Genomic DNA, 17,317 nt, shown 5'->3' with positions numbered 1-17,317 from the left:
GCCGTACACGAACAATCCCGGCAGCACACCGTGCCCGCGGCATCGGGTTCCGCGGCGGCACACGCCTTGCTCGCTGCCCGCGTGTGTGAGCAGTCCGCGGCAGCACGCCGTAGTCGCACGCACCAGTTACCGAGCGGTGCACGTGTTGCCGATGCCGCCATCAGCGAACAGTTCCCGGCCGGACGCCGAACGCGGGCAGTGCCCGGCGGGACGCCGTACCAGTCCGTACCGGTTCCCGGGCGGCACACGCGGTGCTCGCGGCCGGGTTGTGCGATCAGTTCCCGGCAGCACGCTTTACCCGCACGCACCGGACCCCGGACCCCAACACCTGTCGCACGCGGCACTGCACGCCGTACGCGGAACAGTCCCCGGCGATAGGCCGTACCCGTCCGCACTTGTCCGGCGGCACACGCCATGCTCACTGCCCCTGGGTGCGGACAGTCCCCGGTAGCACGCCGTCCCCCGCACGCACCGGAACCCCGGACCTCGCACCTGTCGCCTGCGGCACGCCGTATGGGGGCAGTGCCCGGCGGGACGCCATCCCCGGCAGCAGGCCGTACCCACACACCGGAGCCCCCGACCTCGCACCTCGCCTGCGGCACGCCGCGCCTGGGCAGTGCCTGAGGGGACGCCATACCCGTCTGCACGAGGTTCGGGGGCGCGCGGTAAGCCGGGTTCGGCGGTTATGGGAGGGGGCGTTTGGCGGCGGCTCTGAGGCGGAGGGCTCGGAGGAGGTAGTCGAGGCCTGTGACGAGGGTGACCAGGACGGCCGCGGCCATGATGATGACGGCGGGCCAGTGGATCAGGGCGACGTCTTGCCAGGGGAGGAGGTAGAGGCCCAGGGCGATGGCTTGGAGGACGGTTTTGAGTTTGCCGCCGCGGCTGGCGGGCATGACGCCGTGGCGGATGACCCAGAAGCGGAGGAGGGTGACGCCCCATTCGCGGACCAGGACGACGACGGTGACCCACCACGGGAGTTCGCCCAGGTACGAGAGGCCGATGAAGGCGGCGCCGGTGAGGGCTTTGTCGGCGATCGGGTCGGCGATCTTGCCGAAGTTGGTGACCAGGTTCCAGCGCCGGGCGATGTCGCCGTCGAAGCGGTCGGTGACGATGGCGACGACGAACGCGGCGGTGGCGAGCAGCCGGTCGCCGGTGCCCTCGCCGCCGTCGCGGAGCAGGAGCCAGACGAACAGCGGTACCAGGACCAGCCGCAGCACCGTGAGCGCGTTCGGCAGGTTCCAGGCGCTGGGCGCGTGGAGAGGACCGCCGGCGGCGCCCGGTGCCGGGTTCGTCGGGGGGTTGCTCACGCGGTCAGGTTAGCTGCCGGACGGCCGCTTGGGGTGCTCACGAGTGCCGCGAACTCGGCGATCAGGTCAACACCGTCGCTCGCGACGACCTTCGCGGACACCAGATCGCCCACGCGGACGCCGTCCGGAAGGCCGGTCAGCGTGGTGATCCCGTCCACCTCCGGGCCCTGGTGCGCGGCCCGGCCCTCGGCAGACTGCCCGGAGACAGACGCGACAGCGTCCGACCCGGCAGCGTCCGACCCCGAGGCGTCGCAGGCGTCGGAGGCGTCGGAGGCGTCGTCGAGGGATTCGACCAGGACCTCGACCAGTTCGCCGATGCGGGACTCGGCCCGCGACGAGGTCAGGTCCTCGGCCAGGCGGGTGACGCGGTCCAGGCGGGCGGCGATGGTGTCCTCGTCGAGCTTGCCGTCGTACGTCTCGGCCTCGGTGCCGTCCTCGTCGGAGTAGCCGAAGACGCCGATCGCGTCCAGGCCGGCGCGGGAGAGGAAGTCGCAGAGGATGTCGACGTCCTCCTCGGTCTCGCCCGGGAAGCCGACGATGACGTTGCTGCGGATACCGGCGCTAGGCGCGGCCGCGCGGACCTGGGCGATGAGCTCGAGGAAGCGCTCGGAGTCGCCGAAGCGGCGCATGCGGCGCAGTAGCGGGCCGGAGGCGTGCTGGAAGGACAGGTCGAAGTACGGCACGACGCCGGGGGTGCCGGTCATCGCGGTGATCAGGGTGGGGCGCATCTCGGCCGGCTGCAGGTACGAGACGCGCACTCGGGTGATGCCTGCGACCTGGGCGATCTCGCCGATCAGGGTTTCGAGGAGGCGGAGGTCGCCGAGGTCCTTGCCGTAGGAGGTGGAGTTCTCGGAGACGAGGAAGAGTTCGCGGACGCCGTTCTCGGCGAGCCACTCGGCCTCGCGGAGCACCTCGCCCGGGCGGCGGGACACGAAGGCGCCGCGGAACATCGGGATCGCGCAGAACGCGCAGCGGCGGTCGCAGCCGGAGGCGAGCTTCAGCGGGGCCATCGGGCCGCCGTCGAGGCGGCGACGCATGACGCGGGGGCCGCTGGCGGGGGCCGTCGCGAGGTCGGGGGCGTCGATCTTCAGCTCTTCCGAGGCGCCGGTGACGAAGCGTCCCTTGAGCTCGCCAGGAACGCTCGGAGTGGCGCCGGCCGGCCTGAGCTGCTCGGGGATGTGCGAGCCCACAACAGCAGCCTGCTCGGAGGCGCCGGACGAGTCGGGGGTCGTTGCGTCGCCGTGGCCGGGGATGGCTACGCCCGGGGTGGTGTGGCGGTCGGCGGGGGCGAGTGGCAGAAGTTTGCGGCGGTCGCGGGGCACGTGGGGCTGGTGCTTGGCGCCGGAGAGGATGCTGCGGAGGCGGTCCGAGATGTCGGTGTAGTCGTCGAAGCTGAGGATCGCGTCCGTCTCCGGGAGGGCCTCGGCGAGTTGCTCGCCGTACCGCTCGGCGAGACAGCCGACCGCGACCACGGCCTGCGTACGCCCGGACTCCTTGTAGTCGGCGGCCGCGAGCAGCGTGTCGACGGAGTCCTTCTTCGCGGCCTCGACGAAGCCGCAGGTGTTCACCACCACCGTGTCCGCCTCGGCGGCGTCGTCGACGAGCCGGAATCCGCCGGCTTCGAGCCGGCCGGCCAGTTCCTCGGAGTCGACATCGTTACGGGCACAGCCCAGCGTGACCAGGGCGACGGTGGTGGGTGGCGTAGTCATCCCCCCGAGTATGACGCGCTGTGCACGTCCCCACCTAACTCAGCAGCTTCAGGACCCGGTGCCGGTGGTCTTGCTGAGCGTGCCGTCCGGGTGGGCGGTGAAGCGGTAGAGCTTGGTCGGGATCTGCTTGCCGTTCAGCACGACGACGAGGTTGGCGGGGTTGCCCACTGTCACCCGGATGTCGCCGGAGCTGGTGACGGACTGCGCGATGCCCGGGCCGAGGCGGCCCTGGAACAGGCGGCGGTTCTTCTTGTCGCGGACCGTCAGGTACGTGCCGTTGCCCTTCGCCGTCAGTGTCAGCGAGGTCTTCAGCACCGGCGGCTTCGCCGAGGTCGGCGTCTTGGTGGGCTGAACGCTCGGCTGCGGCGTCGGCTTCGGGGTCGGCGTCGTAACCGTCGCGGTGGCGGTCGCGGTCTTCGACGCGTTGGCCTCGATGTCGCTGGGCAGGGTGAACAGGCGCACCATCCCCCAGCCCATTAGGATCACCAGGATCGCGCCGACCACCAGCGCCCAGCGCGGCCGCGCCGGACGTAGCGTCGGGGCCTTGACCGCGGCGCGCTCCTCGCGGCGGGACTTCTCCTCCTCGACGGCGTGTTCGGCGTCGAAGGCGGCGAGCAACGGGGCGGGGTCGGCCTTGACCACGCGAGCGATCGACCGGATGTGCCCGCGGGCGTAGAAGTTCCCGCCGCAGCGGGAGAAGTCGTCGGCCTCCATGGCGATCAGCAGCCCGGATCTGATCCGGGTCGCAGCGCTCAGCTGCTCGATCGTCATGTCGGCCCGCTCCCGGGCCGCCGTGAGATCGCTGCCGATGCTCACTTCGCCACCACCCTCTCGTTCGTCGCCCTGTCCCCCGGACGGGCTGTGCTCGCCCACGGCAGTGCCGCGGACATCATCTCAACGGCCCTCGCCCGACGGAGTCACGGACGAGTCAGAGTTGTTCCCTGACCGGACATCTCGCATCGGCCAGCATGTGCAGCGCCTGCACCACTTCCCCGTTGGACGGCCGGGCCGTCAACCCGAACGGTATCGCGAGCGAGGCCCCTGTCAGGCGCCGGTTGGCATCGGTCGTCTTGCGGGTCGAACTCGGCATCGCGCCGAGGATCGGCCCGGGATCCTGCAGATGTACGGCGATCCGCCCGTCGTCGAGCGGATGCCGCCGCTGCAGCACCGTCACCTCTTCGATGTCCTCCCAGCGGGTCCCCACCCACTCGCTGCCGATCCGCAGCCGGATGCCGACGTCGTCGGCGACCAGCATCTCCCCCACCGTCAGCGCGCGGGCGCAGACCACCGCCAGCACCGCGAACGCCGCGGCCGCGAGCCAGCGCAGGACGCCGGTCGGGCTGGTGGATCCCGACGCCGCGAAGCCGATCGCCACCAGCGCCGCGCCGACGGCGAGTCCGCCGTGCACCTTCTGGGAGGCCCGGACGGTGAACGGCGTGGGCTCGGGATCGACGTCGAATCGATCCTGCCTGGGCACTGCGCTCGCGGCGGTCACGGTCTCACTCTCCTCGGAGGGTGGTGATGAAGTCCTCTAGGTCGTCGGGCTTGACCAGGACGTCCCTGGCCTTGGAGCCCTCACTGGGACCGACGACGCCGCGGCTCTCCAGGATGTCCATCAGCCGGCCGGCCTTGGCAAAACCGACGCGGAGCTTACGCTGCAGCATCGACGTGGAGCCGAACTGGGTGGAAACGATGAGTTCCGCCGCCTGCACCACGAGGTCCAGGTCGTCGCCGATCTCGTCGTCGAGGTCCTTGCTCGGGCCGGGGGCCGCGGTGACGTCCTCGCGGTACGTCGGCTGCAGCTGCTCCTTGCAGTGGTCGACGACGCCGCGGATCTCGCTCTCGGTGACCCAGGCGCCCTGGATACGCATCGGCTTGCTCGCGCCCATCGGCAGGAACAGGCCGTCGCCCTGACCGACCAGCTTCTCGGCGCCCGGCTGGTCGAGGATGACCCGGCTGTCGGCCAGCGACGAGGTCGCGAACGCGAGCCGGGACGGCACGTTCGCCTTGATCAGACCGGTGACGACGTCCACCGAGGGCCGCTGGGTGGCGAGCACCAGGTGGATGCCGGCGGCGCGCGCCAGCTGGGTGATCCGGACGATCGAGTCCTCGACGTCGCGCGGCGCGACCATCATCAGGTCGGCGAGCTCGTCGACGATCACCAGCAGGTACGGGTACGGCGTGAGCACCCGCTCGCTACCGGGCGGCGGCTTCACCTTCCCGCCGCGGACCGCCTTGTTGAAGTCGTCGACGTGCCGGAAGCCGAAGGCCGCCAGGTCGTCGTAGCGCATGTCCATCTCGCGAACGACCCACTGCAGCGCCTCGGCCGCCTTCTTGGCGTTGGTGATGATCGGCGTGATCAGGTGCGGGATGCCCTCGTAGTTGTTCAGCTCGACCCGCTTGGGGTCGACCAGGATCATCCGCACCTCGTCGGGGGTGGCGCGCATCAGGATCGACGTGATCAGCGAGTTGACGAACGACGACTTGCCCGATCCGGTGGCGCCGGCCACCAGCAGGTGCGGCATCTTCGCCATGTTCGCGACGACGAACCCGCCTTCGACGTCCTTGCCGAGTCCGGCCACCATCGGGTGGTGGTCGTTGCGGGCGGTCGCGGACCGGATCACGTCGCCGAGGCTGACGATCTCCTTGTCGGTGTTCGGGATCTCGATACCGATCGCGGACTTGCCCGGGATCGGCGACAGGATCCGGACGTCGGCCGAAGCGACGGCGTACGCGATGTTCTTGGACAGCGCGGTGACCTTCTCGACCTTGACCGCGGAGCCGAGCTCGACTTCGTACCGGGTGACGGTCGGGCCGCGCGTGTAGCCGGTGACCTGGGCGTCGATGCCGAACTGCTCGAACACCTCGGTCAGCCGGTCGACGACCTGGTCGGACGCCTTGGTGCGGGCCTTGTGCACCGAGCCGGGCTTCAGCATCTGCCCGTCGGGCAGCGTGTAGGTGATGTCGCCGGACAGGCTGAGCTGCTCGACCCGCTGCGGCAGCGGCGTGTGCGGCGGCGGCTCCGGCGCCGGCGCCGGGGGCTTGCTCGAGGCGGCAGGCGGCTCGAAGGCAGGCTCGGCGGCAGCAGCCTCCTCGGCGCTGTCGACGTCGTACGCGTCCTCCGGCGGCTTCGCCTTCTTGCGGCCGCGCTTCGGGGCTTCCCCGAGCACCGGCGAGTCGTACGGCTTGACGGTCGGCTCGCCGTCCTCGTCGAGCTCGGCCTTCGCGCGCCGCTGCTTGCGGGTCAGCCGGACGGTGTCGTCGGTCGGCGCAGCGGCCACGGACGGCGCGTCCTCGGGCAGCTCGGTGCGTCCCATCAGGACGTCGAACGCCGCGCGGAACCGCAGCGGGATCGCGTACACCGGCGTACCGGTGATCACCAGCGCGCCGAAGATCGACAGCAGGACGAGCAGCGGGGCGGCGACGTACTGCGTCAGCAGGTCCGACAGGAACGACGAGATGAAGTACCCGATCGCGCCGCCGGCGTCACGCAGCGGGCCGTCGGCCGGGTTGCTCGGGCGCGGCAGGCCGTTGGCGATGTGGATCAGGCCGAGGACGCCGAGGCACACCGCGGTCCACCCGATGACCTGTCGTCCGGCAGGGCCGTTGCGGTCAGGGTGACGCAGCGTGCGGATCGCAATGACGACCAGCATCAGCGGCAGCGCCCAGCCGAGCATGCCGATGCTGCCGCCGACGACGGTCCGGACGCCGTTGCCGACGGCGCCCGGGAGGTCCCACCAGATCGCGGCGGCCACGACGACCGCCAGACCGATCAGGAACAGGCCGGCGCCGTCCCGGCGGTGCTCCGGCTCCAGGTCGCGGGCGCTGTGACCGATCCCCCGCACCATGCCGCCGAGCAGGTGCGCGATGCCGATCCAGATCTTCACCACCCCGCGGCCGAGCGCGAGCATGGCGGCCGCGAACGGGCCCGGTCCGCTGTTTTTGGGCGTGCTGGTCCGCGCGGCGGTGGTTCCACCGCCGCGCTTCGTGCTCTGCCCACGCTTCTGGGCGCCTGACGGACGGGGGCGTCCACCGGCCGCCGAACGGGCCGTGCTCGGCCGTTTGGCTGCCGACTTCTGCGCCCGCGCCGGGGAAGACGTGCGGGTCGCCATATCGTTCAGGCTACCCCGATCACCCCTCGAGTCCCACGTGTCACACGCCGATCACGCTGCCCCATCCGTAGCGTCACGACACGCGCGTACGCCGCCGCAGGCGCTCCAGGTGCCACAGCACGACGTACCAGGCGAGCGCGGCCAGGCCGCCGGACACGAGCCCGGACAGCACCAGCCGTACGGCGGTCTCCCCGGCGAACTCGCCGTCCACCCGGCCGAGCTCGACGATCGCGCCGGTGACACCGAAGACCACCAGCGCCGCCAGCACGAGATATCGCACCCAAGACGGCACCCCGGAGACGACAGCAGACGGCGAGGTACGGCGGTACCAGCGGTAGAGCCAGACGGCGAGGACGAGACAGCCGCCGACCGTGCTGGCGTACTGGAAGACGCGGTTCACGTCCCACGCTCCTGTCACCCGTGCCCGGAAAACGTCGGGGAACTGTCGGACGAAGTACCCGTCATAGTGAGTGAACGAGTCCCAGACGACATGGGTCAGCGCACCCACAAAGGCGGAGGCGACCACCCACACCGGGCGGGGCCGGTCCGCCGCGGGCAGGCGCGCCGCGAGGGCGGGCGGGGCCAGAGCCGTGAGAGGTCGCCGCAGCGCCAAGTTGAAGCACAGCAAGAGCACGAGCGCCAGCAACGGATCCAGCCAGAGCGTGGACCAGAACTTGTGGGTGAGAGTCAGCGTGAAGTTGCCGTTGATCTGCGTGGCGATCCGGTAGATCGGCCCGACGTACAGCAGGTCGGGAGCCACCGCGCCGGCCACGAGAGCCGACGCCACCAACGGACGCCGGCACAGTGGAAGGACGGCCGCGGGGTGGGCGAGGGTGAACGGCACGGCGGCAGCCTAGGCGCGTGGCAGGTCGTGTTAGGCGCCTGTGGTCCCGTCGAGTTGCTCCCGCAAGAGGTCTGCGTGGCCGCAGTGCCGGCTGTACTCGCCGATCAGGTGGATGTAGATCATCCGCAGCGTCGAGTCGATGCCCTTGAACGTGAACCGCTCGTCCAGCGAGTGGCCGGCCGCGGCGTCGTCGGAGAGCTTCCACTCGGCGATCAGACCTTCGTACGCCTCCTGCGCGTCGGCGGCGTCGACCAGGTCGAAGTCGGCGTCCTTGCCGAGCTCCAGCGGGAACACCGGCTCGGCGGGGACCTCGGCGAAGTGGATGCGGAACCAGATCCGCTCGACCTTGGTGAGGTGCCGGATCAGGCCGAGCAGCGACAGATTGGAGGGCGGCGACGGCCGTTCGGCCAGTTGCTCGGCGGTCAGCCCCGTGCACTTGAACAGCAGCGTGCGGCGGTAGAACTGCAGATAGCCTTGCAGCAGTTCGCGTTCCGGCGCGGTCAGCGAGCCGTCCGGCCGCTCGACCACAGGTGCTCTCCAGGTCATCGACTTCCTTACGTCGTCCCACGATGTGTTCACTCATCTCATCACATGAGATCGTCACTGGCGGCAGCCGTGTCCCCTTCGTTACCGTTCTCGGCAGGTCATGAGTGCCAGCGACAAGCCCCGGCTAGCTGGCCGGCAACCCTCCTCCGCGGTGGGGTGCCCCGGGTGAAGACCAGGTCGTGCGGATACCCCGTTCGGCAAGTGCGGACTTCCCTGGGAGCAGCGTCATGTCGATCCTGTCCATCCTCGAGCCGGCCAGTACGACGACTTCGCGGCCGACCGTCACGCGTCAGGTCACCGGAAACATCCCCGCCACCGTCGGTTCGGACCTGCTGGTCCCGCTCGCCGACGGCCGGGTCACCGACTACGCGAACTTCGACCACGGCGCGAGCGCGCCGTGTCTGGAGTCCGTGCGGGCCAGCGTCGAGGCCGCGCTGCCGTCGTACGCGTCGGTGCACCGCGGCAACGGGTACGCCTCGCGGATCACGACCCAGTGGTACGAGCGGGCCCGGGCCGAGGTGCACGCCTTCGTCGGCGCTCGCCCCACAGACCAGGTGATCTTCACCCGGCAGACGACCGACGCCCTCAATCTCCTCGCCCACGCGGTGCCGGCCGACGCGACGGTCCTCGTGTTCGAGTCCGAGCACCATGCGGCACTCCTCCCCTGGCCGGCCGAGCGGACCGTCCGCCTCGGGGCCCCGTCCAGCCCGACCGAGGCCGTGACCCGGGTCGCCGACGCGCTCCGTCAGGCGCCCGAAGGTCCCCGCCTCGTCGTCATCACCGGAGCGTCCAACGTCACCGGCGAGATCTTCCCGATCGCCGACATCGCCAAGGTGGCCAAGGCCCACGGCGCGCGGGTCTGCCTCGACGCCGCACAGCTCGCTCCGCACCGCGCGGTCGACATCGCCGCTCTGGACGTCGACTGGGTTGCCCTGTCCGGTCACAAGCTCTACGCGCCGTACGGCGCCGGCGCGCTGATCGGCCGCTCCGACTGGCTCGACGCCGCCGACCCGTACCTGTACGGCGGCGGCGCGACCCACGCCGTCACGGGCGACACCGTGGTGTGGACGACCGGACCGGCCCGCCACGAGGGCGGCTCCCCCAACGTGATCGGCGCCATCGCCCTGGCCAGCGCGTGCGCCGCGATCAGCAAGCACCGCGACGCCATCGAGCAGCACGAGCGCAGCCTGCTGGCCCGGCTACGTACCGGACTCGCCCAGATCGACGGCGTCACGACGTACTCGATCTTCGGCGAGGAGGCCGACCGCGTCGGCACGGTCTGTTTCACGCTCGCCGGCCGCACCTCGACGCTGGTGTCCGCGGCGCTCAGCGCCGAGTACGGCATCGGTGTCCGGGACGGCAAGTTCTGCGCCCACCCGCTGGTCGGCCACCTGCTCGCCGACTCCCCCGAGCACGGTACGGCGGTCCGCGCCAGCCTCGGCCTCGGGACGACCCGCGAGCACGTGGACCGGCTCGTCAACGCCGTCCGCACGCTGGCCACGACCGGTCCGCGCACGGAGTACACGGAGAGCGCCCACGGCTGTCAGCCGGCGGACGACCCGCGGGACCTTCAGGCCCCGCGGATCTGGTAGCCCCAAGCAGCCCTCCTACTGCTCGGGAGGTACGAGACCTACATGGTGAGCAGCAAACGCCAGTAGGTCCGCCCACTCCGCCGCGACCATCGCGGCGGGCTTTCCGAAGCCATGGCCGGTGTTGACCTCGACCCGGGTCAAGACTGGCCGCGGACCGGACTGGGCATGCTGTAGCGCCGCGATGAATTTGTGGCTGTGCAACGGAACGACCCTGTCGTCGTGGTCCCCCGTGACCACCAGCGTGGCCGGGTACGACGTCCCGTCGCTGACGCGATGCAGTGGCGAGTACGCCAGCAGGTCCTCGAACTGCTCCGGATCGTCCGGCGAGCCGTAGTCGGACGCCCACGCCGCACCAACGGTGAACTTGTGGAAGCGCAGCATGTCCAGGACACCCACGCCCGGCAGTGCGGCCGCGAACAGGTCAGGCCGCTGTGTCATGACGGCACCGACGAGCAGTCCGCCGTTGCTGCGACCGTGAACGGCCAGCTGCGCCGGAGTGGTCACGCCGGTGTCCCGCAGGTCCTCGGCAACCGCGATGAAGTCGTCGAAGACGTTCTGCTTGTTCTTCAGCCGCCCTGCGTCGTGCCACTCGGTTCCGTACTCGCCGCCGCCACGCAGGTTGGTGATGACCAGCACGCCACCGGCAGCAAGCCATGCCGGCCAGCCGGGCCGGTAGTCGGCCTGGATCGGGATACGGAACCCGCCGTACCCCCACATGAGCGTCGGGCGCGGCTCGGAGAAGTCCAGGTCCGACCTGGTGATCAAGAAGTAGGGCACCGGGCCGGTCCGGCGTGTCACGGTGACCTGCGGCGGCGTGAAGCCCCCGGAGCCACGAACCAGCTCCGGCAGCACGCGTACGTCGCCTGACCCGGTCGAGACGACGTACGACAGCGTGGGGTCGGTCGTCGTCGACAGACCGATGAAGAGCTCGTCGTACTCCGGTCCGGCGTTGAGCCCCACAACTCCGCCGCCAGGTACGTTGACGACGCGCTCACCGGAGCCGTCCAACGCGTAGAGCGTGAGCACCGGCTGCGCGTCGACAAGTGTCAACGTGGCCAGGCCGCCCGCCGTACCGCGGACTGCCTGCAGCGTCGACTCTCCCTCCGGGATCAGGTCGGTGAATGAACCGTCCAGCGTCGACAGCACCACCCGGCCGCGGGACGCGTCCCGGTCGGTGCGCAGGACCAGCTGGTCGCCGGACATCCGCACGAAGGCGATCTCGTCCGCGAACTCGTCGACCACCTTCACCGGCTCGCCCAGGCCCTCCGAGGTGATCGGGTAGACCCACAGCCGGGTGGCAGGGTCGGTCCCCTCGGTGATGTGGACGACGAGGTACCTGTCGTCGTCGGAGATCTCCGGGCTGATGAAGAACCGGTCGTTCGCCGGGAAGCTCAGCACCAGCTCGTCCTCGGACTGCGGCGTGCCGACGCGGTGCAGCATCAGCCGTCCCCCGGACAACGACGTCGTGTCCGTGCCTTCGCTGCGGCCGCTCGCCGGGTAGTGCAGGTAGAGGTACGCCGAGCTGTCCGGAAGCCACGTCGCCTCGCAGAATTTGGCCTCCGACACCTGGTCGTCGACCGGCGAACCGCTGGCGATGTCGAGCAGCCGGAACGTCGTCCAGTCGCTGCCGCTCTCGTTGACGCCGTACGCGAAGTACTTGCCGTCGGGGCTCACGGTGAACGAGCCCAGCGAGTCCGTTCCGTCCTCGGACAGCGTGTTCGGGTCGATCAGCACCCGCCCCGCGGACAGCAGCTCGTCGAGCGAGTCGGCGACGAAGATCACGTCCTGGGCCTGGGTGCCGTCGTTGCGGCCGACGAAGTACCAGCCCGCCTTCTTCGCGGGCACACCGGCCCGCGGCCGCGCGAGGATCGCGGCCATCGTGGCCTGGAACCAGCCACGCTCGGGGTAGTCGGCCAGCTCGGCCTGGGTGAATGCGTTCTGCCGGTCGACCCAGTCCTGGGTGTCGCTCGAGTCAGGGTCTTCCAGCCAGCGGTAAGGGTCGGCGATCTGGTGCCCGTGCAACGTCTCGACCACATCGTCGCGGCGGCTCTCGGGATAGACGGTCATGGACACAACCTACTGGCGGACTCACCGGCCTGCCGTCACACTGCGAGCGTGACCACCACGCGACCGGTCGACGACCACGCGGACCAGGTGCGGGTCGCCGCCGCCGTGGCCGGCCCGCGGATCCGGCTGGACGTCCTGCAGCGGGTCGCCGGTCTCACCAGCGACGAGTTCGCGGCCGCGGTCGACGTACTGATCCGTGGCGGCGCGATCGTCGTGGCAGCGGACACGGGCGAGTCGTGGTTCGCCGACGAGTCGGTCCGCCGGGACACCGAAGCGCGGCTGGTCCTGAGTCGACGCGCCGACCTGCACCGCCGTACGGCCGAGGCACTCGAAGCCGACGCAGGCGCCGACCCGGCCGAGATCGCACGGCACTGGGCCGGAGCCGTCGCGGCCACGCCTGACGCGCTCGACCGGGCAGCGCTCCACCTCCGCCTCGCAACGGCCTCCGTCCGCGCCGGTGACCTCGCGACGGCCCACGCTGCCACGCGCAGCGCCGTCGCGGTCGCGAGGAGCGCGAAAACGGCCGAGCTGCTCGCCGAGGCAGCCGTCACGCTCGAGCCGATCGGCCAGTCGGAGTGGGACGGCGACATCGACCAGTGGTGCACCGAGGCACTCGCCGCAGTACACAACTCGCCGAGCACGAGAGTCCGGTTGCTGGCCCGGCAGTCGCAGGCGGCTGTCTACCTCGCGCGGTCGAGTGAGGCGCTCCAAGCCAGCAGTGAAGCGCTGGCCCAGGCCGAGGCGCTGCAAGATCCGTCCCTACTCGTGGAAGCGCTGACAGCGCGCCAGCTCGCGACGAGCGGGCCGGACGACGTGGCCGAACTGGCCGCCGCCGCGGACCGGATGATCGAGCTCGGTACGTCGACCGGTCGCGCCGAAGTGGAGCTGCGCGGGCGACTCTGGCGCGTCGACACGCTCTGGTACGCCGGGGATCTGGCCGCGATCGGCGGCGAGACCGGCCGGATCGCAAGCTGTGCGGGGCGTGCGGGCGGCCCGCAGGGTCAATGGCACGTCCTGACCACTCGTGCGTCTCTGGCCGCCGCCCGCGCCGAGTTCGACGACGCCGAGGCGCTGCTCGACGAAGCGCTCACCGTCTTCCGCGGCATCGGTCATCCGGCGGCGCACGGCGCCGACGTCGCGTTCCGGCTGGTGCTCGGCCATCATCGCGGCCACTCCCCCGACCTGCTGGGCAGCGCCGTCTGGCAGTTCGGAACCGACGCCCGCTGGGATCTCGCCGCCCGGCTGAACCGCGCGTTCGTACTCGTCGACGCCGGCCGGACCGACGAGGCAGCAGCCCTGTACCAGCGGTGTGGCCGACCCGAGTCGTGGCCGGACTGGCGCGCGGGCGAGCTGCTGCTGAACACCATCGGCGCGCGGGTCGCGGCCGCGATCGGCGCGACCGACGACGTACGGCGCTTCCGGGACCGCCTGGAGACCCGCCGCGGCTGGTACGTCGTGGGCGGCGCGGGCGCGACCAACTTCCTCGGACCGGTCGAGCTCGTCCTCGGTGTCTGCGCCGCAGCCCTCGACGAACCGGACGCGGCGGTCGCGGACCTCCGAACGGCCGAAGCGCGCTGCCGCAGCATCGGGGCGCCGGGCTTCGCGGTCGAATCGGCCTGCGTTCTGGCAGAGACCCATCAACGGTTCGGCGACGAGTCCCGGGCCCGCGCCGTGGCCCGGGACGCGCTCGAACTGGCGCAGGCACTCGGCATGACGCCCTGGGCCGAACGCCTCCGAAGCTTGGCGGTCACACCGGACCCGTTGAGCCCCCGCGAGCGCGAGGTGGCACGACTCGTCGCGAACGGCCTCAGCAACCGCGAGATCGCCGCCCGGCTGGTGATCTCCGAACGCACCGCGCAGAACCACGTCCAGCACATCCTCGACAAGCTCGGCTTCGCGAACCGCGCCCAGGTCGCGGCCTGGGCGAGCACCGGTCTGAGTACCGACTGAGCAATTCGGACGATGTGACGATGACCCAGGTGGCGGACGCTCGGACCATGCACAACGATCAGACCGGCGCCGACCGCGACCTGTGGGACCAGGTCACGAAGCGCTACTACGCCGACCGCACCGGCGTCACACCCGCCGCCGGGTTCCTCGAGCGCACCGAAGCAGCTCGTGCCGCCGAAGTCCACGGCACCACGCCGCGGGTCGACCTGTACGTCGATCCCGTCTGCCCGTACACGTGGGTCGTGGCGTGCTGGCTCCGCGAAGTCGCCCAGCGCCGTACCCTCGATCTCCGGTACCACGTGATGAGCCTGCTGATGCTCAACGAGCACCGCGCCGTCGACGAGACCTACCGCGCGAAGCTCGGCGAGATGACCGGTCCGTCCAGGGTCGCGACCGCGGTGGTCACGCACCATGGGCCGGAAGCGTTCCGGGCCTGGCACACCGCGTTCGGCGAGCGGATCTTCGACCACTGGCGTTATCCGTCGACCGCCGAGTACCGAGCCGCCTCGACCGAGGCGCTCGTCGTCGCCGGGCTGCCGGGCACGCTCGCCGACGCGGCCGATTCCGCGACGTACGACACGGCGCTGCGCCGCAGCCACGACGAAGGCACCGTGCCCGTCGGCATCGACGGCGGCACACCCGTCCTGCATCTCGACGGGGCCGCGTTCTTCGGCCCTGTCCTCAACGCGGTCCCCCGCGGCGACGACGCCGTACGCCTGTTCGACGGCATTCGCCTGCTCACGGGCTGCCGCGACTTCTTCGAACTCAAGCGCACCCGCACCAGCCCGCCGGACGTGCGCTACCGGCCCACCGACGGAAAGGCGCCGTCATGAACGACGACGAACTCTGGGCCGCGATCGACACGCAAAGAGCCCGGACGGCCGACCTGCTCGCGACACTGGCCGCCGACGACTGGGCGCACCGCTCGCTGTGTGAGGGCTGGACCGTCCGCGACGTCGCCGGCCACTTGACCCTGCAGCAGATGACGCTCGGCGCAGCCCTCCGCCTCGCACTCAAGCATCCCGGCATTCACAGCATGAACTGGATCATCCAGGCCTCCGGGCGCGACCGGGCAGCGCTGCCGACCGAGCAGATCATCGGCGAGATCCGCGGCATGATCGGCTCCCGCAGGCACAACTTCGGCGTCACCCCGCGGGAGACCCTCATCGACATCGTCGTCCACGGGCAAGACATCGCGATCCCGATCGGCCGGTCGCTCCCGGTCCCGCCTCACGTCGCTGCGACGGCGGCCGCGCGCGTCTGGGAATGCCGCGGCAGCCGGATGTCGAGGGTCTTCAAGCCGCTGCCGTACGACGGGCTCCGTCTGGTTGCCGACGACATCGACTGGAGCGTCGGCGACGGGCCGGAGTTGCGCGGCCCGATGCTGTCGTTGCTCCTGCTGCTCACCGGGCGCCGCGTCGTCCTGCCGCAGCTCGACGGTCCGGGCGCGGAGGTGCTGCACGGCGTGTGACGTCGTACCCGCCGGCCCCGGTGGGCGGCATCCCGCTCAAGCGCCGGAGCCGGTGGGTACGACTGGCCTTCTCAGGCCGGGGTGATGTCCTTGGTCCACAGGACCGTGCCGAACAGGTTCCGCAGCGAGACCGTGAACACGCCGGTCCGCGGGTCGATGGACGTGTGCCCGAAGAACTGGTTGCCGCCGGCCGGCGACTGGTTCGCGAAGTCGGCCGCCTTGGAGAAGACGACCTGCGGCCCGAACGTACTGTCCAGTGCGTTCGGCCCGAAGGTGCCGGCGTTGATCGGGCCGGCCACGATCTCCCAGAACGGGTCGAAGTCGGTGAACGCCGCCCGGGCCGGGTCGTAGTGGTGCGCCGCGCAGTAGTGCACGTCGGCGGTGAGCCAGATCGCGTTGCGGACCTTGCGCTTCTTGAACTGGCTCAGCACCCAGGCGATCTCGTGCTCGCGACCACCGGGCGCGCCGGGCAGGCCGTTCCCGACCGCCTCGATCAGGTCGCCGTCCGGCACCAGCAGGCCGAGCGGCATGTCGCTGGCGATCACCTTCCAGGTCGCCCGCGACGCCGCCACCTCACGCACCAGCCAGGCGGCCTGCTCGGCACCGAGCATCGCCACCGGCCCGGCGGTCGACGGCACCGGGTTCGCGCCGCGGTACGTGCGCATGTCCAGGCAGAACACGTCGAGCAGCGGACCGTAGCTCACCTTGCGGTAGATCCGGTCCCGGCCCGCGGCGTGCTCCATCGGCAGGTACTCGAGGAACGCCTTCTTCGCCCGCGCCGCGAGCACGTCGACGCGCCGCTCGGTGTAGCGGCCGTCGGTGAGGATCTCCCCCGGGTACCAGTTGTTCAGCGTCTCGTGGTCGTCCCACTGCGCGATCAGCGGTACGTCGGCGTACAGCGAGCGCACGTTGCCGTCGAGCAGGTTGTACTTGTACCGGCCGCGGTACTCGGCGAGCGTCTCGGCGACCTTCGAGACCTCCTCGGTCACCACGTTCCGCCAGACGGTGCCGTCGGCAACTTTCAGCTCGGCCTGGATCGGGCCGTCGGCGTAGATGTTGTCGCCGGAGTGCAGGAAGAAGTCCGGCCGGGTGTCGTGCATCGCCCGGTACGCGATCATCCCGCCGAGGTCCGGGTTGATGCCGTACCCCTGCCCCGCGGTGTCGCCGGTGAACACGAACGACACCGGCCGGTTGCGGCCCGGCGTACCGAACGAGCCGTCGAGCGTCTGCCCGATCCGGCCGTTCTCGTCCTCGAAGCCGATCCGGTAGTCGTAGCGCTGGCCGGGGCGCAGGCCGCGCAGCGGCAGCCGCGCGGTGAAGTCGTCGGCGGCGTCCGTCTTCGGGCCGCGCAGGCAGATCGCCTTGTCGAAGCGGCCGTGGCTGGTCAGCTGGACGACCAGGCGGCCCGGGCGGTCGGCGCGCGACCACACGACGGCCGAGTTCGGCGTCACGTCGGCACTCGCGACGCCCGAGGGCAGCGCGGCGCGGTCACGGCGGACGAGATTCGGTGCCGCGGACGCGACGCCCGGCAGGGCCAACGACGCACCGGCGACGGAAGATGCGGCCAAGAGCTGGCGGCGACTCAGTTTCATGTCCCGAAGGTGCGCTCCACGAGTGACCGCCAGGTGACAGCCTGGCCAACTCGGCGGCAAATCACCTGACGGGTCGAGCATCGCGCCCGGCCGGTGCCGAGGGTGATCCTGAACTAAGGTGGCCGCC

13 protein-coding genes and 1 riboswitch are annotated in these 17,317 nt (G+C 70.8%); of the genes, 4 read left to right on the top strand and 9 right to left on the bottom strand.

Translation table 11 applies throughout. The features are described from left to right. Positions 1–683 precede the first annotated feature (683 nt). From pgsA to ABZX12_RS05455, 7 genes are all read right to left on the bottom strand, one after another. Positions 684–1,307 carry a CDP-diacylglycerol--glycerol-3-phosphate 3-phosphatidyltransferase gene (gene pgsA / locus ABZX12_RS05485; protein ID WP_355690089.1) on the bottom strand — a complete coding sequence of 208 codons (624 nt, stop codon included), beginning with the start codon at positions 1,305–1,307 and terminating at the stop codon, positions 684–686. After that, positions 1,304–3,016, bottom strand: a complete 1,713-nt coding sequence (rimO, locus tag ABZX12_RS05480) for a 30S ribosomal protein S12 methylthiotransferase RimO (RefSeq protein WP_355690087.1) — start codon at positions 3,014–3,016, stop codon at positions 1,304–1,306. Before rimO ends, pgsA begins: the two co-directional genes overlap by 4 nt. 48 nt (positions 3,017–3,064) lie before the next feature. Next, on the bottom strand, positions 3,065–3,832 hold the full coding sequence (locus ABZX12_RS05475; RefSeq protein WP_355690085.1) for a helix-turn-helix domain-containing protein: 768 nt from the start codon (positions 3,830–3,832) through the stop codon (positions 3,065–3,067). 112 nt (positions 3,833–3,944) lie between these two features. Continuing rightward, complete coding sequence (locus tag ABZX12_RS05470) at positions 3,945–4,511, bottom strand: hypothetical protein (RefSeq protein ID WP_355690083.1); 567 nt, start codon at positions 4,509–4,511, stop codon at positions 3,945–3,947. A gap of 4 nt (positions 4,512–4,515) precedes the next feature. After that, positions 4,516–7,128 carry a DNA translocase FtsK 4TM domain-containing protein gene (locus tag ABZX12_RS05465; RefSeq protein ID WP_355690082.1) on the bottom strand — a complete coding sequence of 871 codons (2,613 nt, stop codon included), beginning with the start codon at positions 7,126–7,128 and terminating at the stop codon, positions 4,516–4,518. Positions 7,129–7,201: 73 nt separating this feature from the next. Beyond that, complete coding sequence (locus ABZX12_RS05460; protein ID WP_355690080.1) at positions 7,202–7,972, bottom strand: DUF4184 family protein; 771 nt, start codon at positions 7,970–7,972, stop codon at positions 7,202–7,204. Between the two features lie 30 nt (positions 7,973–8,002). Further along, positions 8,003–8,518, bottom strand: a complete 516-nt coding sequence (locus ABZX12_RS05455; protein WP_355690079.1) for a DinB family protein — start codon at positions 8,516–8,518, stop codon at positions 8,003–8,005. Between the two features lie 96 nt (positions 8,519–8,614). Beyond that, positions 8,615–8,728: riboswitch (SAM riboswitch) on the top strand. Positions 8,729–8,745: 17 nt separating this feature from the next. Between ABZX12_RS05455 and ABZX12_RS05450 the strand changes: the two genes are divergently transcribed. Continuing rightward, positions 8,746–10,110, top strand: a complete 1,365-nt coding sequence (locus ABZX12_RS05450; RefSeq protein WP_355690077.1) for an aminotransferase class V-fold PLP-dependent enzyme — start codon at positions 8,746–8,748, stop codon at positions 10,108–10,110. Positions 10,111–10,125: 15 nt separating this feature from the next. Here ABZX12_RS05450 and ABZX12_RS05445 read toward each other — a convergent pair whose 3' ends face one another. Beyond that, on the bottom strand, positions 10,126–12,177 hold the full coding sequence (locus ABZX12_RS05445) for a prolyl oligopeptidase family serine peptidase (protein ID WP_355690076.1): 2,052 nt from the start codon (positions 12,175–12,177) through the stop codon (positions 10,126–10,128). Between the two features lie 48 nt (positions 12,178–12,225). Here ABZX12_RS05445 and ABZX12_RS05440 point away from each other — a divergent pair, with 48 nt between their 5' ends. Genes ABZX12_RS05440 through ABZX12_RS05430 form a run of 3 tightly spaced genes read left to right on the top strand, consistent with a single transcriptional unit; the run spans position 12,226 to position 15,598 of the window. Continuing rightward, positions 12,226–14,127 carry a LuxR C-terminal-related transcriptional regulator gene (locus ABZX12_RS05440; RefSeq protein WP_355690075.1) on the top strand — a complete coding sequence of 634 codons (1,902 nt, stop codon included), beginning with the start codon at positions 12,226–12,228 and terminating at the stop codon, positions 14,125–14,127. Between the two features lie 20 nt (positions 14,128–14,147). After that, a complete protein-coding gene (locus tag ABZX12_RS05435) occupies positions 14,148–14,960 on the top strand; it encodes a disulfide bond formation protein DsbA (RefSeq protein ID WP_355690074.1) in 813 nt (270 codons plus the stop codon). Beyond that, a complete protein-coding gene (locus ABZX12_RS05430; RefSeq protein WP_355690073.1) occupies positions 14,957–15,598 on the top strand; it encodes a maleylpyruvate isomerase family mycothiol-dependent enzyme in 642 nt (213 codons plus the stop codon). Before ABZX12_RS05435 ends, ABZX12_RS05430 begins: the two co-directional genes overlap by 4 nt. 71 nt (positions 15,599–15,669) lie before the next feature. On the opposite strand, the gene ABZX12_RS05425 is transcribed toward ABZX12_RS05430, so the two are convergent. After that, entirely contained in the window at positions 15,670–17,190 is a 1,521-nt protein-coding gene (locus ABZX12_RS05425) for an alkaline phosphatase D family protein (RefSeq protein WP_355690071.1), read from the bottom strand. Positions 17,191–17,317 lie beyond the last annotated feature (127 nt).

This window comes from Kribbella sp. NPDC003505 (assembly GCF_040610875.1).
Classification (GTDB): domain Bacteria; phylum Actinomycetota; class Actinomycetes; order Propionibacteriales; family Kribbellaceae; genus Kribbella.
This window is presented reverse-complemented; position numbering and strand designations above follow the sequence as displayed.